The following is a 13,694-nucleotide window of genomic DNA, read 5'->3' as shown; positions in this document are numbered from 1 at the left end:
ATTGATAAATTAATCCCTCTGATATGTTTTTTACTATCCTTTAGCAAACATTTATTATTAATCACAAAAACAAAAGAAGGAAACTATGCCGAAAAATATCTACACAGTTTCCTTCTTTTTTAAGTATGCGTGTGACATACTCGGGAAGATTAATAATAAAAAACAGGAGCTCTATCGATTCACTTATACTACAAACGAATTACAGGCGGAATATCTCCTTCCGGTAAAAAGTAAGCAAACACTGTAAATCCAATAATTAATATTGAAAATAATGTTATTCCAATTCCACCTGGTAGTGTTAGAAAAATAGTATTCGATCTTCTCTTCATAGAGAAAGCAATCGAGTATATTCCTAGCAGAAGACTTATTATAGCAATAGCCACATAAACCACTACCGCATACCATGGATTGAGTTCCAATAAAACACCAGAAATAAATATATACAAAAATAACAGTTGTAGAAACATGCTGCTTCCCATACTTACTAATTCTTTCAATATACCCTCCCCCTAAACTGTATGGTATACTTTCTCAAAAAAAGAAGATAATAACAAATAAATCCATTAAAGAATGGGAGCTTTCAAAAAATGAAACGAAAAATAATAACTCTCTTTACGCTTATATGCTTAGCACTCCCAATACAAGCTAGTGCATACACATTTCAATCACTACCAATTGCGTCAAAGTCTAAACAATGGTATATCGAAATTGACAAATCTCATAACTCAAACAAGCAAGCGGTGCAGCCAAAACAAGGTGTATATGATACGTATAGTTTACTCTTAAAAAATATTGGTAATGATGTATCAAATGTATCCGTGGAAATACTTGATAATAGCCCTACATCTAAAGCTACCTTTAATCCTACTACATCTAATAACAACGTTTCAAAAAGTCATACAAGTTTTGATTACATGGTGTTCCCATTAGACTTTAATAGCCATAATTTTAAAGTCATCATTACTTGGGAAGAAAAGAATTTCTCTTACAACGGCCACCCCGTAAATGAGAGTAAAAAAATGAAGCAAACATTTGTGTTTAATGAAGAGTAAGTCCTAATTTGATTAGGGCTTACTCTTTATTTACAAAACCCGATTGAATTGCTTCTGTCACTTCTTTTGCAATATCTAGTTTTGTAGCGTCTACACAAGTTTTTTTCTCCCAAACATGTACGGAAGGCTCTTCATTAGACAAATGCTTAATTAAGATGAATCGACTATATGCCATTTTACTTCCTATAGGAGTAGCAATATACACAGTAAAATTCTTTGCTTCAAATACCTTTTCTTCCAAAACGTATTTACATCTCAACTCACCTACTACTAAATCATTTAGGTTTTCTATAGTCATATACCATATCCCCCTTTTAGCCTACGTAATCAATCGAACCACCGAATACTTGGTACAGACAATGCCATTCCAATTGTTATGAGTACTAAAATAGCTAGTGTTATAATAGTTACCTCGCCACCTATTACATTAGCTAACCAACCAACAACTACATATCCTAATGGTAATAAAGCAAATGAACCTAACATATCAAGACTTGCCACTCTGCCAAATGCTTCTTCTGGTACAAGTTCTTGTAAACTTGTTTCCCAAATGAGCCCAAATATCATCATACCGAATCCTTCAATTGCCATTAATCCAATTAAAGCAGGTGCCCAAGAAACGAAAGGCATAATTAATAGTGCCATTCCACTTATTAAAACACCACCATAAGCAAGTAATCCTCTCTTATGCCACCGCTCCTTCCCACCAAAAATTAGTGCTGCAATTACAGCTCCAGCACCAGAAGAAGCCATACCCAAACCATACACATAAGCTTCAAAATGATGATGAACATTAAACAACCATGGAATTAATACAACGATAATGCCAGCATAACAAATATTAACGAAAGAAAAGACTAGAATGGTAATCCACAACCACGGATGACTTTTTAAAACAAGAATCCCTTCCATAAAATCTTTTTTGTAATTGACTTTATTTCTTTCAAATTTCTGTGCTCTATTAAACTTTATTTCTCTTAAAAATAATAAACATAAAAATGATAACAAATACGTTACTGCATCCAATCCAAATCCTATTCCAGCAGATGCAACTGAAACGATCAATCCTCCAAGAGCCGGTCCAATTAATCGTATACCTTGATTACTCATTTGCGTTAATGCATTAGCTGCATTTCGAATTTCCGGTACAAATACTTTTGCTCTTACAGCCGCATACGCCGGCTGAAATATCCCTTCCATAAGTCCATACAATGCAACAAGTACATATAAAAGTGGAATCGTTAAAACGTCCATAAATATGAGCGCTGCAAATAATAGCATTAATATGCAGCGGATTATATCTGTAAATACCATCAATTTCACCCGGTCAATGCGATCCACGACTAATCCAGCAAACGGTAACGCAAGAATATTAGGGAGCATGTACATTGCCATAGTCATTCCCATTACAACTGTTGAACCAGTTAATGAATACACAACGACTGGCAGAATAACCATCGTTATCGAACTACCTAAAGTCGAAAGTAGTTGCCCGATCCATAAAAACTTAAAGTGTGGTGACACTTTAACTGGCAATAATAATTTCCCTACATAACCTAAATTTTTCTCTGTTGATATTTCTCCTTGCATAGCTCTCTCCTCTTTTCAAATTAAGTTAATACTCGAAATTAAATACAGAAAATTCAAACTATAATAACTCAAATTATACATGAAACAATTAAATTATTGGTAAAAATATCAAAATACAAAAAAGAAAATCATGATAAATCTATTACTATTACGTGATGAACATAAATAAAAAAGGTGTTTTCATATATGAAAACACCTTTCCACTTTATAATTTTAAGTTCTTCTTCAATGTCCAATACTTTTCTTGAGCATTTTCAAATGAGAATTCTACCCAACCATTTGGATCTTCACGATATACATTTACTTTTGTACCATTTTCTAATTTTCCAACTTCATTTTGTGTAACATTTGGTATACTCTTAATTGGATTGTTGAACGGGAATGGAACTTGATAGTAAGATCCTACCAACTGAACAGTAGTTTTTGCGTCTTTTGCATAATCTTTATATGGAATTGCTTCGCCTAATGCATTTACATTTAATGTATTAGGGTTTTTCGGTAATCGTGTTACATTTTGATAATCTTTGTTATTGAAAGGTTTAATACGCTCCATAATATTAGCGATTTTTCCAGCCCATTCTTTATCGGTTGCATACTTAACATTCATATCAGGTAATGTGTAACCACTGAAATGAGGAGCACCCTTCTCTAAGTAGTTCTTTCTTACATAATCAGCATTGTACGAAATACTTTGCCCGTAAGACGGTAAATATTTTGCATTTGCAAATGGATCCCAATCAAATGCCTTTAGCCCAAATAAATTATGTTTACGATATGCAATTTCTGATTTCCCATAACCAGATTCTAAGATAGCATGAGCTGCTAAATATAAAGCGTTCACACCATACTCATTTTGTGCTTTTATAAAATCTTGTCCAGTCCCAACAAGCGGGCTGTCTGAATGATACTTTCCAATGAAATTATCAATCTCTTGCGCTGTTATATTAGATGGTAATGTTACATCTAGATTAATATATGATGGTTGTTCAACCGGAATATCGTTTTTCACTTGCATTGCTTTATATAAAAGCTGTGCATAACTTTCACGCGTTAATACACCTGATGGATCAAATCCGCCAAAGTTGTTCCCCGCTGCTACACCATTAGATTGCAAAGCACTAATTGCATCTTTTGCCCAAGGAGTTGTATCTACATCATTAAATGTATGTGGTGCTTTTACTTCTAATTTAAATGCTTTTTGCAAAATAACGGCCATTTCAGCACGCGTTAGAGATTCTTTCGGTCTAAACGTCCCTTTGCCATCACCTACAAAAACCCCCATATCCGTTAAAGTCAAAATTTCTTTTTGGAACATTGTTGTTCCTGCACTAATATCAGAGTATGGATTTTTATACTCGCTTTTCGCTTCTAGTTTTAATGTACGATACATTAATGCTGCTACTTGTTCACGAGTTACAACATCACCAAATCCAAATTTCCCATTATCGTATCCTGCAATAATTCCTTTTGACGTTAAATCCGTAATCGCTTCAAGTGACCAATGGTCTTTCGGAACGTCTGGAAATTCTTTTGTAGCTGCAAATGCAGCTGCTGGAGCCATCACTACTTGAAGTGCGACTGTCACTGCTAACACATTAGAAATAACTTTTTTCATATTTTTTTAACACGTTATGTATATGCTTGTCCCGTGTTAACTTGCCTCCCTTTATCATAAAATTTTCCCTATCAAACTAACAAACTCTTAATTCAATTAATTAGTCAACAGTAAAAGTATACGTGATAAAAATAAACTAATCTACCATTATTTTATTTATAATCAGTATAATACGATATATCTTTTTATTTCGATACAAAATTATATAAACTCATATAAAAAGCCCATCGTCTATATAGACGATGGGCTTAGCAATTAATGTTTTTTATTTAGCTAAACGATATTTTGAAACATCGAAACCTTTCCACTCATAATAATCTAAAATCCCAGCATAAACTGCCTCTGCAGCAATTTGTCTTCCTGATTCAGTAGCTAATTTACCATTATCTATATCATTATCTATAAAGGCAAGCTCTGTTAAAACTGCTGGTACTGTATTTTTATTTACTACATAAAATGAATGATCATCTTTTATATTTCTATCTCTTGTATGTAGTGCTTCTACTACTCGTTTTTGAATTTTTTGCGCTAATACTTTGCTATCCTTTTCAATCTGTGTCTCTTCTCCAGTCTTGGATTTTTTATAATAATATGTTTCCGTTCCATAACCATCATGATTTTCAGAAGAGTTTGCATGAATGCTTACAAATATATCTCCATTGTTCTCTTGACCAAATTTCACTCGATTCACAAGAGATTCATTTTTGTTACTTCCTGGATTTCCGTTCTCTTCACGTGTTAACAAAGCTTTTAAAGGTGTATTTTTTTCTAACAACTTCTGTAATCTTAAAGATGTATCAAATACAATTTCACTTTCCTTTACACCTTGCCCTGGATTCCCTGGATCAAATCCCCCATGACCAGGATCAATAATAACTACCTTTTCCACTAATGGATTTCCAACTTTAATTGAATCAGCCTTTTTAATAAATTGAGCTGCTTCTGCTTTAGTTAGAATTTTTTCAGGTTCCCATTTGTTACCAGTACCAACAGAAATCCCTAATTCAACTAGGATGTTAGCTTTTGCTTTACCCCAGCTTTTTTCTAAATCACTGAATTTAGTTGCCGGAGTACCGTTTACTTTAGAATCTAATTTGTAAGCTTCTACAATAAGAGATGCCATTGAAACGCGGTCGATTTTTCCAGCTGGATCGAATACGCCGACATCTTTCCCTTTAACAACACCAGCTTTTTCTACAGCTGCGATGTATGGGGTATACCATCCTTTTTGAGAGTCACCGAAAGATGGTTTAGCATCTTTATCGAATGGTAAGTTTAAGATTTTAGCCATCATTGTAGCTGCTTCTGCACGAGTGATCTCTTTTCCAGGCTCGAACATTCCTTTCTCGTTACCTGTAACTGCACCTTTTTCTGCTAAGTAGTTAATAGAATCTTCTGCCCAGTCCCCTGCTGGGACATCTGGAAATGTTTTTGTTTGTGCGAAACTACTAGATGAATAAGATAATATACTAGCTGCGATTATTCCTGCTGCGATTATTCCTGCTGCGATTATTCTATTTTTCATAGAATATATTCCCCTCTCAAGTACAATGTTTTTATGTAACAGACTAATTATAGTTCTGAAAATTAGTAATAGTCAATTTTATTTTGTATAATTTTGTCTTATTATTGTATTTTTTGTAATAAATAACTATAGTTAAAAACTATAAGATTCTTATTATATAAGAGGAGAGTTTCGTATGAGCAAGAATTGGAAAAATATAGAACACCGTATTTATACAATGTGTATGATTCAGCGGAATAACGAAGTATTGCTAATACAGCGCCCCGATAATCTAGGCTTCCCTGGTTACATCGCTCCTGGTGGTAAAGTAGATTTTCCAGAAAGTATCGTTCAAGCTGCTAAACGAGAAGTAAAAGAAGAAACTGGATTACTTGTTTCAAATTTAACTTTTAAGGGATTAGATGAATACGTAAATCCGAAAGAAAATGTTCGATATATGGTATTTAACTATTGGACAGATTCATTTGAAGGTGAACTCCTTTTGAATCCTCCTGAGGGCGAATTATTATGGGTGCCAATTGATACAGCACTCAATCTTCCTATGCAAGATTGGTTTAAAGAGAGATTCCCATTATTTTTTGAAAAAGGTACGTTTGAAATTCAACGTGTTTGGGACCGAGACTTGGATAAACAAATTGCTATGACAATTACCCCTACGTAAAAAAGCTTGGAATCTCTCCAAGCTTTTCTTACTTTCCCCCTATTTTCTTAATCTCATAATCAATTTCTAAAAACTTAACTCCAAATATCCACATTCTATGATTAGCTTCTAATATTTGATCCTTGCTCTCTTTAATAATAAAAGTCTCTGCTAATGGTAAACGTATTGTAAAGAAACGAGTATGTAAATAAATCCCCTCATCTCCCTTACCATTTCTTCTCAGCTTACTAGTAATGATTAAATCATTACTCTTATTACATAATTTCAAAACTCCCGTCATATTCGAATATGGTAAAGGTAATCCGATATTCATATATGTCTCATTCTTATGTGTATGTTTTGAGTAAAGAGCTACAAAAATAGATTCTCCTGCTTCATTTTTTCTTAGCCAAGCCCTTACATTCTCTCTTCCATCCTTCTCATCTATTATCCCAATGATAGAGCCATGCATCGTTTCCCACTTGCTGCCCATTCCTAAATGTATTTGTCCTACACACTTACTCATTTTCTCATAACAAAATGCAACCGGGCGGAACCAACGAGTCCATTTAATATGCGATTGTAACTGATACTCTTTTGTATTTTCATAAAAACGAATAATACTTAAAGGAATCTTCGTCGCGTCAAATGCCTCACTATGAAAATCATTCATTTTATCAACTAAACCTTTGTATTCCTTGCTATCTATTAAATTTCTGTTATGTAAAAATGCTTCACCAACTGTCGCATTTCCTCTTAACCTGCTCATTGGTTTCCCGTAATATTTATAATTCGGAGCACTCTTTTCAATCATCCAGCCGACAAATGCTGGTAACGCTACTCCAATTCCATTTACAACACCGTGAATCCAAACCATTTGTGCAATTGTAATCGTCATTACTTGTTTGAAATTTCCGTATGAATATATGAGTGAAAACATTATTGTTACCATAAGTGTGCTAGAAGAAAGAACTAAAAGTACCTTCGCACTTATAGTATTGAATTTCGTTCTCCACACGTTAACTCCATATCCATAAATGGCACATAAATATATGAGCACTGCAAAAAATTCAAATACCCTCGAATACGTAATTCCTATTGCAACTGTCATTGGAGAAATGACGATGATAAACATAATAGCGTCATATAACTTACTTCCTCGTTCTCTTTTTCTTCCAAGTAAACCAGCTGATAACGGCAATAAAAATGCCGAATAATGAAAGTGTGCAGCCGTGAGCAAAACAATGTCAGAACTAAAGTGCATAATTGAAAGCTTTGCTACAGAAGCAAAAAACCAAAAACCACCTAGAAACAAATAAATAAACGCACTATCAATAGCGGTCTCTTCTAACGGTTTCCATCCTCTTTCTAACAATCTACTTACACCAAATAACGCAACGATTCCTGTGTATACAAACCAAAGTAGCGCAAAGAAAAAGTGATTTGTTACGAAAGCTAGCATTGCACTAATTGCTGCGATTGGATATAAAAACGATATAAATTTATAAAATAATAAATACGATCCATTTCTTGTTTTTTTATCAATAATACCAAAAGACATCGGTATAAATAACAAAATAGATAATAAAATAATTGCTTCAACAGGATTTACATTCGACCACTCACATATTAAAAAAATAATATAACAAGCAAGTCCAAATATTATATTTTTCATATCGTTTATTTCCTTTCCACAAATGTTCCTTTATATGAAAATAGTGACCCAATTAAAGGATTTCGTACTTGTACATGAATCTGAAAACATTGCAGTGCATCATCATAGCTTTCAACAATTTTTGCCTCTCCATATAAAAATTTTGGTAATGGGATTTTTCTTCTAAACATATAAAACCATTGTTTCTTTGAAGAAATATGCATTGCTCCCGCCTCATCAATATGAAAATTCAATGTAGAAACGAGTATATGCGGCTCACCAAAATAGTCGAAAATTTCATTTTCTTCTTCATCCAGCTGCATAACAGCGTTAAAATATCTTTTCTTATTATGAAAATAAAAGGTACGATTCCACCTTACAAATTCTTTCCCATGTTCATCCCGCTCAACGGAATTATGTATTGTAAACGGAACTTCTTGTCCTCGCTCTGAAAAAAACATTCGGAACTTCGATGCAATTTTTAATATCATTTTAACGAAAAAAGAACCTCCGTAAATTTCATCCATCTCCCCCTCCCCAATAAAACTATTTTCCTTTGTAATCGCATATCGTTCCTGCAATTTTGGATGAAGTTTTTTATAAGAATCCCCTAATAATTTTTCATAAATATTAACCATATCCTTATCCCTTTCTCATCCTCTTGCAATTTTTTGCGCTTGGTAAATTATTGCTATTTATATAACCTACAATCGATAATCCTATTAGAAGAAGGTTTAATGTAATTGGATTAAACGGCCCTGTAAAGCTTGCGATATTCGTAAATCCTGCTGCTATTGTGAGGACTATTAACATAAAAATATGTACTATAAATAATTTTCGCTTTGGAAGTGGCAATAGCCATATGACACCAAAAACACTTTCTAATACCCCAATTATTTTAAGTATAAACACACTACTTTCATGTGACCCAATTAGTACAGAAAGCATCTTTACTTCTTCTGGATGGCTAAAGATTATTTTCGGGACAATCCCTTGATATATCCATACGAAAGCAAGTAAAAAACAAACGAGCCAATACGTCATCGTTCTTCTAATTAGCAAACTAGGATGAAGCCCTTTTTCCAACCATAATTTGAGGGCATCAAAACTCCATGCTGTCGCCCAACCTAATAAAGGCCGAAAAACATATAAATCTATCACATTCCCTATACGACCAAACCTTGTCTCATAATCATATTGCGTTTCAAAATGAATATGTTCTCCATTCGGTGTATACTTCCAATAACCACGCCCTATTTGTATAAGCGATAATGTATTGTCTGTCCAAAATTTCAAAGAAGAAATCCGTTCACCTGTCTCTTTTCTTATTTCACCTATCGATTCCCCTTCTCCGGCTATTTCAAGCCCAAGTCCGATCTTTGTTTTATATAAAAACTTCTGTGGTTCTCCCTCTTTCTTCTCTAAATACGAAATTTCCGTAAAACGAGCATCCCACTCTGTATGTAGGTCTGGTTCTTGGGTATATTCCCATAGTTTCTCCATTGTTGTGTTCATTTTTGTTGCTACATAAATAGGCTTTTTCTTCTCCATCCTTCCACCTCCCAAGCGCTATATTTTTAATGTACATGCAATGAATTGATTTTGCTACATTTTTCACAAACTAACCTGAATAAAAGATAGAATTTTAAAAATATATATAAAACACTTGATTCCCTGAAAAATTTAAATTATTATAAAACAAATGTTACCAACAACTTCATAAATCAAACACTCTCGCCTAAAACGTGAGATAGAGGTTGCAACGCTTATAAGTATTCTAAAGGAGACACAGAGATGTCTATGAATTTAGATGAAAGGAAGTGTTGCCGAAATTGATAAATTTCTCTGCATTTATCAATTGGGGCTGTTTTCGAATAGAAACAGAACTGTCATATGTACAGACGTGTACGTATGAAGAGCTATCTACAAAAAAGAGATATCATTTTTTATGATATTCCTTTTTTGGCGGTTTTTTTATTAGCTCCGTTTTCTGTTTCCCTTTTCCTGTAACAGCACCATCCTCACTTATTTGAGATGGTGTTTTTTGTTTTTCTCTCTGGTAACTACAGGAATATTGGGATTTGTATATGTCCTAACCTATTCTTAAAAATGGACGAAAGAAGGAATTCGTAATGGAAACGATTGTACAAAAATTTGGCGGTACTTCTGTCGGAAGCGTCGAGCGCATTCAACATGTAGCAAATTTAATTATTGAAGAATATGAACGAGGACATAGTATTGTCTCCGTCGTTTCAGCAATGGGAAAAAGTACGGATGGACTTGTAGCACTTGCTAACGCTATTACTGAAAATCCAAGTAAACGTGAAATGGATATGCTCCTATCTACAGGAGAACAAGTAACCATTTCATTATTAACAATGGCACTACAAACAAAAGGTTATAACGCAATTTCATTAACAGGATGGCAAGCTGGTATTACGACAGAATCTGTACATAGTAGTGCACGGATTACTGACATTAATACTGGTCGTATTCAGTCTCACCTTACTGAAGGCACGATTGTTATAGTAGCTGGTTTCCAGGGAGTAAGTGAAGAAAATGAAATTACAACACTTGGCCGCGGTGGCTCCGATACGACTGCTGTCGCATTAGCTGCGGCACTAAAAGCAAAAAAATGTGATATTTATACAGATGTGACCGGCGTATATACGACGGATCCACGAGTTGTACAAGATGCTTATAAATTAGATGAAATTTCTTATGATGAAATGTTAGAGCTTGCAAATCTCGGTGCTGGCGTATTACACCCACGCGCTGTTGAATTTGCTAAAAATCATAATGTAGTTTTAGAAGTAAGATCAAGCATGGAACAAGAAAACGGAACAATTGTAAGGGGAGAATGTAACATGGAACAACAATCAATCGTTAAAGGTATTGCATTTGAGGATAATATTACACGCGTCACAATTAAAGGATTAGAACAAGGTGCACTTTCAACAGTTTTCTCTACATTAGCAGCAGCACATATTAATGTAGATATTATTATTCAAAGTATTACAAATGAAGGAACTGTCCATCTCTCCTTCTCGATCCATTCTAATGATTTAAGAGAAACATTAGAAGTATTAGAACAAAATCAAGAGGCACTTCACTATGAATCTGTAGAGTATGAAAATCATTTAGCAAAAGTATCAATTGTAGGATCAGGTATGGTATCTAATCCAGGTGTTGCAGCTAATATGTTTACTACTTTAAAAGAAGAAGATATTCATATTAAAATGGTAAGTACATCAGAAATTAAAGTGTCTGTCGTTATTGACCGCCTTCATTTAGTAACAGGTGTTGAAGCACTTCATCAATCATTTATGGCGAAAATTGAGCCTTTAGTACAAATGAGCTAATTTTATATTTTCATTACAGCTTACAAAAATCATATTAATCTATTTTCTTCCTATATAAATAAAAAGCTGTTTGCATAGATTTCAAGACTCTATACAAACAGCTTTTTAACATATTATCGATACCCAAAAATCCTTATAAAACAATTAAATCATTCGTTATATCCTTTCCTAGGAAATATAACTGCCTCTTCTTACCTCTTATCACATATATCCTTTCGCTCTTTTCCTTGAAAAAACGATCGATATTCATTCAAAATAACTTTCTTCACGTCAGAATAAAAAAGGGAGAGTAACTCTATTTTCAAGCTACTCCCCCTCTCACTTATATTAATTAAAACAGATGAATGTTTTCTTTCTTACAAGCTTCACGTAAATCGTCAGGCCATACAGAAGATTGAACTTCACCGATATGTGCTTTACGTAAGAAGTACATGCACATTCTTGATTGTCCAATACCACCACCAATTGTTAATGGTAGTACGTCTTCTAAAATACCTTTATGGAAATCATACTCACGTTTGAAGTCTTCACCCGTTTTCGTTAATTGCTCATCAAGTGATTTACTATCAACACGAATTCCCATTGATGATAATTCGAATGAAGCTTGTAGTACTGGGTGCCAGAATAAAATGTCACCGTTTAATTTCCAATCGTCATAATCGGATGCGCGTCCATCGTGCTTTTCACCTGAACGGAGTGCATCACCAATTCCAATAATAAAGACTGCACCATGTTCTTTCGCAATTGCATGTTCGCGATCTTTCGGTGTTAATTCTGGATATTTATCTTCCAGTTCTTGAGAAGTAACGAAAACAATTTCTTCTGGTAAATACTTTCCAAGGAACGGATACTTTTCAAATAAGTGACCTTCTAATTCTTTGAATATTCCATAAATTGTTTGTACTGTTTTTTGTAAATAATCGACAGTACGCCATTCTTTTTGAACGATTTTTTCCCAATCCCATTGGTCAACATAAATGGAATGCGTTGCATCAAGTTCTTCATCACGACGAATCGCGTTCATGTTTGTATATAAACCTTCACCAGCTTCATATCCGTATTCATGTAATGCGAATCTTTTCCACTTCGCTAGTGAATGCACAATTTCTAATTCTTCTCCTGAATGTAACATATCAAATTCAATTGGACGTTCTACACCATTTAAGTGATCGTTTAATCCTGATTTTTTCGTTACGAATAATGGTGCAGATACGCGGAATAGCTCAAGGCGTTTTGCTAATTGATCCTCGAAAAATGTTTTAACTTCCTTAATTGCGATTTGAGTCTCTCTTACTGTCATTAATGATTGATACATGCCTGTTTCCTCCTAAAATGTTTGGATGTTGTGGAAAGAAGCCAACAAAAAAAGCCCTTCTTTCCCAAAAAACTGGGACGAAAGACTTTGGTTCCGCGGTACCACCCAAATTAGCAACAGAGGTTGCTCACTTATACAGTACGGAGATTAAAAAATCTCGATACTGTTCTTCTTGTAACGGCGAAGTTCCCGGCTAAGTCTACTTTCCTATAAAGGATTTCGGTTAGCGACTCCAGGAGGTTTTTCATAATAGGCTTCGTATCAGGCTCACACCGTCCCTGACTCGCTTTAACTACATCCTACTACTACTCGTCCTTTCATAGTCGTTTGTTGTCACATCTCTGAAACATTTTATTAATGATTATTCTATACAAAAAAATAAGAAAGTCAACAAAATTTTTAAAATATTTTTCAATTCTTTATTTTACGTCTTTACGGACTGTTCCTAATATAACATCTTTACTTTCTTTGTCTCTTCAATCCAAAAAACATTTCACTAGCTGAAACTAACATATACACAACAACTAGTGTGATTGTTCGAAATATAGAATCCGCAGTATTTCTTATTATTTTCATTTTATTTGTAATTCCTTTCAGTTTACTCGCAGTTTCATGATATACTATAGCATTCAAGCAGTTTGTTTTTACTTAAAACAAACATAGTCATTTATCGAGAGTATTTTTCTAAAACATTGGCTATTATCAAATAAGATTTTTTATATAACGGAGTGATCATATGAGTAAAACGAAAGCAAAACCGAAAAAAGGTGTAGGACAAGGTACAGGAAGTAAGGGATGGAACCGTTGGCAATCAAGTGCGAAAAAGAAAGCTGCAAAACCATACAAAAGTAAAGGCACAAAGAAGTAATCTAAAAAGCATTTGATTTCTTTACTTTGTACAAAACAAAATATAATTATTACAACAAAAAAGCTATGCTCTC

The 13,694-nt window shown here is 34.0% G+C and carries 13 protein-coding genes, 1 pseudogene, 1 riboswitch and 1 other annotated feature; of the genes and pseudogenes, 4 read left to right on the top strand and 10 right to left on the bottom strand.

The features are described 5' to 3' along the window. Positions 1–188 precede the first annotated feature (188 nt). A complete protein-coding gene (locus FT637_RS09710; protein ID WP_193646069.1) occupies positions 189–497 on the bottom strand; it encodes an alpha/beta hydrolase in 309 nt (102 codons plus the stop codon). A gap of 90 nt (positions 498–587) precedes the next feature. On the opposite strand from FT637_RS09710, the gene FT637_RS09705 reads away from it, so the two are divergent. Continuing rightward, complete coding sequence (locus FT637_RS09705; protein WP_193646068.1) at positions 588–1,052, top strand: hypothetical protein; 465 nt, start codon at positions 588–590, stop codon at positions 1,050–1,052. Positions 1,053–1,071: 19 nt separating this feature from the next. Here FT637_RS09705 and FT637_RS09700 read toward each other — a convergent pair whose 3' ends face one another. The 4 genes from FT637_RS09700 to FT637_RS09685 form a co-directional block, all read right to left on the bottom strand. Further along, on the bottom strand, positions 1,072–1,350 hold the full coding sequence (locus FT637_RS09700) for a hypothetical protein (protein WP_193646067.1): 279 nt from the start codon (positions 1,348–1,350) through the stop codon (positions 1,072–1,074). A 29-nt stretch (positions 1,351–1,379) separates the two neighbouring features. Further along, positions 1,380–2,642: an MFS transporter gene (locus FT637_RS09695; protein ID WP_193646066.1), complete on the bottom strand. Its 1,263-nt coding sequence runs from the start codon at positions 2,640–2,642 to the stop codon at positions 1,380–1,382. Between the two features lie 205 nt (positions 2,643–2,847). Next, positions 2,848–4,257, bottom strand: coding sequence for an S-layer homology domain-containing protein (locus FT637_RS09690; protein WP_193646065.1), 1,410 nt, complete (start codon positions 4,255–4,257; stop codon positions 2,848–2,850). Positions 4,258–4,522: 265 nt separating this feature from the next. Continuing rightward, positions 4,523–5,782: an N-acetylmuramoyl-L-alanine amidase gene (locus tag FT637_RS09685; protein WP_193646064.1), complete on the bottom strand. Its 1,260-nt coding sequence runs from the start codon at positions 5,780–5,782 to the stop codon at positions 4,523–4,525. A gap of 175 nt (positions 5,783–5,957) precedes the next feature. Here FT637_RS09685 and FT637_RS09680 point away from each other — a divergent pair, with 175 nt between their 5' ends. Next, the gene (locus FT637_RS09680; RefSeq protein WP_193646063.1) at positions 5,958–6,443 is read left to right on the top strand and encodes an 8-oxo-dGTP diphosphatase; all 486 of its coding nucleotides are present in this window, start codon (positions 5,958–5,960) and stop codon (positions 6,441–6,443) included. 28 nt (positions 6,444–6,471) lie between these two features. Here FT637_RS09680 and FT637_RS09675 read toward each other — a convergent pair whose 3' ends face one another. Genes FT637_RS09675 through FT637_RS09665 form a run of 3 tightly spaced genes read right to left on the bottom strand, consistent with a single transcriptional unit; the run spans position 6,472 to position 9,627 of the window. Next, positions 6,472–8,097 (bottom strand): YndJ family protein, encoded by a 1,626-nt coding sequence (locus FT637_RS09675; RefSeq protein WP_193646062.1) that lies wholly within the window; start codon positions 8,095–8,097, stop codon positions 6,472–6,474. Positions 8,098–8,102: 5 nt separating this feature from the next. Next, a complete protein-coding gene (locus FT637_RS09670; protein WP_193646061.1) occupies positions 8,103–8,714 on the bottom strand; it encodes a DUF4166 domain-containing protein in 612 nt (203 codons plus the stop codon). 4 nt (positions 8,715–8,718) lie between these two features. Next, positions 8,719–9,627, bottom strand: coding sequence for a DoxX-like family protein (locus FT637_RS09665; RefSeq protein ID WP_193646060.1), 909 nt, complete (start codon positions 9,625–9,627; stop codon positions 8,719–8,721). A gap of 192 nt (positions 9,628–9,819) precedes the next feature. Continuing rightward, positions 9,820–10,006, top strand: a riboswitch (Lysine riboswitch). Positions 10,007–10,208: 202 nt separating this feature from the next. On the opposite strand from FT637_RS09665, the gene FT637_RS09660 reads away from it, so the two are divergent. Then, entirely contained in the window at positions 10,209–11,438 is a 1,230-nt protein-coding gene (locus FT637_RS09660) for an aspartate kinase (RefSeq protein WP_193646059.1), read from the top strand. A gap of 191 nt (positions 11,439–11,629) precedes the next feature. On the opposite strand, the pseudogene FT637_RS09655 reads toward FT637_RS09660, so the two are convergent. Both FT637_RS09655 and asnA read right to left on the bottom strand, forming a co-directional pair. After that, a pseudogene (locus tag FT637_RS09655) lies at positions 11,630–11,728 on the bottom strand (XRE family transcriptional regulator); the annotation flags it as partial. Positions 11,729–11,769: 41 nt separating this feature from the next. Then, the gene (gene asnA / locus FT637_RS09650) at positions 11,770–12,753 is read right to left on the bottom strand and encodes an aspartate--ammonia ligase (protein WP_002064745.1); all 984 of its coding nucleotides are present in this window, start codon (positions 12,751–12,753) and stop codon (positions 11,770–11,772) included. Positions 12,754–12,823: 70 nt separating this feature from the next. Next, positions 12,824–13,083 (bottom strand) — a binding site (T-box leader). Positions 13,084–13,489: 406 nt separating this feature from the next. Between asnA and FT637_RS09645 the strand changes: the two genes are divergently transcribed. Continuing rightward, a complete protein-coding gene (locus tag FT637_RS09645; RefSeq protein WP_000047589.1) occupies positions 13,490–13,621 on the top strand; it encodes a DUF3934 family protein in 132 nt (43 codons plus the stop codon). Positions 13,622–13,694: the final 73 nt, after the last annotated feature.

The organism is Bacillus cereus, assembly GCF_015071065.1.
Lineage (GTDB): Bacteria > Bacillota > Bacilli > Bacillales > Bacillaceae_G > Bacillus_A > Bacillus_A cereus_BA.
This window is presented reverse-complemented; position numbering and strand designations above follow the sequence as displayed.

Bases quoted from the DNA above. Each gene is read 5' to 3' on its own strand.
- FT637_RS09705 (WP_193646068.1), top strand. From the start codon at position 588: ATGAAACGAAAAATAATAACTCTCTTTACGCTTATATGCTTAGCACTC.
- FT637_RS09700 (WP_193646067.1), bottom strand. From the start codon at position 1,350: ATGACTATAGAAAACCTAAATGATTTAGTAGTAGGTGAGTTGAGATGT.
- FT637_RS09695 (WP_193646066.1), bottom strand. From the start codon at position 2,642: ATGCAAGGAGAAATATCAACAGAGAAAAATTTAGGTTATGTAGGGAAA.
- FT637_RS09690 (WP_193646065.1), bottom strand. From the start codon at position 4,257: ATGAAAAAAGTTATTTCTAATGTGTTAGCAGTGACAGTCGCACTTCAA.
- FT637_RS09685 (WP_193646064.1), bottom strand. From the start codon at position 5,782: ATGAAAAATAGAATAATCGCAGCAGGAATAATCGCAGCAGGAATAATC.
- FT637_RS09680 (WP_193646063.1), top strand. From the start codon at position 5,958: ATGAGCAAGAATTGGAAAAATATAGAACACCGTATTTATACAATGTGT.
- FT637_RS09675 (WP_193646062.1), bottom strand. From the start codon at position 8,097: ATGAAAAATATAATATTTGGACTTGCTTGTTATATTATTTTTTTAATA.
- FT637_RS09670 (WP_193646061.1), bottom strand. From the start codon at position 8,714: ATGGTTAATATTTATGAAAAATTATTAGGGGATTCTTATAAAAAACTT.
- FT637_RS09665 (WP_193646060.1), bottom strand. From the start codon at position 9,627: ATGGAGAAGAAAAAGCCTATTTATGTAGCAACAAAAATGAACACAACA.
- FT637_RS09660 (WP_193646059.1), top strand. From the start codon at position 10,209: ATGGAAACGATTGTACAAAAATTTGGCGGTACTTCTGTCGGAAGCGTC.
- asnA (WP_002064745.1), bottom strand. From the start codon at position 12,753: ATGTATCAATCATTAATGACAGTAAGAGAGACTCAAATCGCAATTAAG.
- FT637_RS09645 (WP_000047589.1), top strand. From the start codon at position 13,490: ATGAGTAAAACGAAAGCAAAACCGAAAAAAGGTGTAGGACAAGGTACA.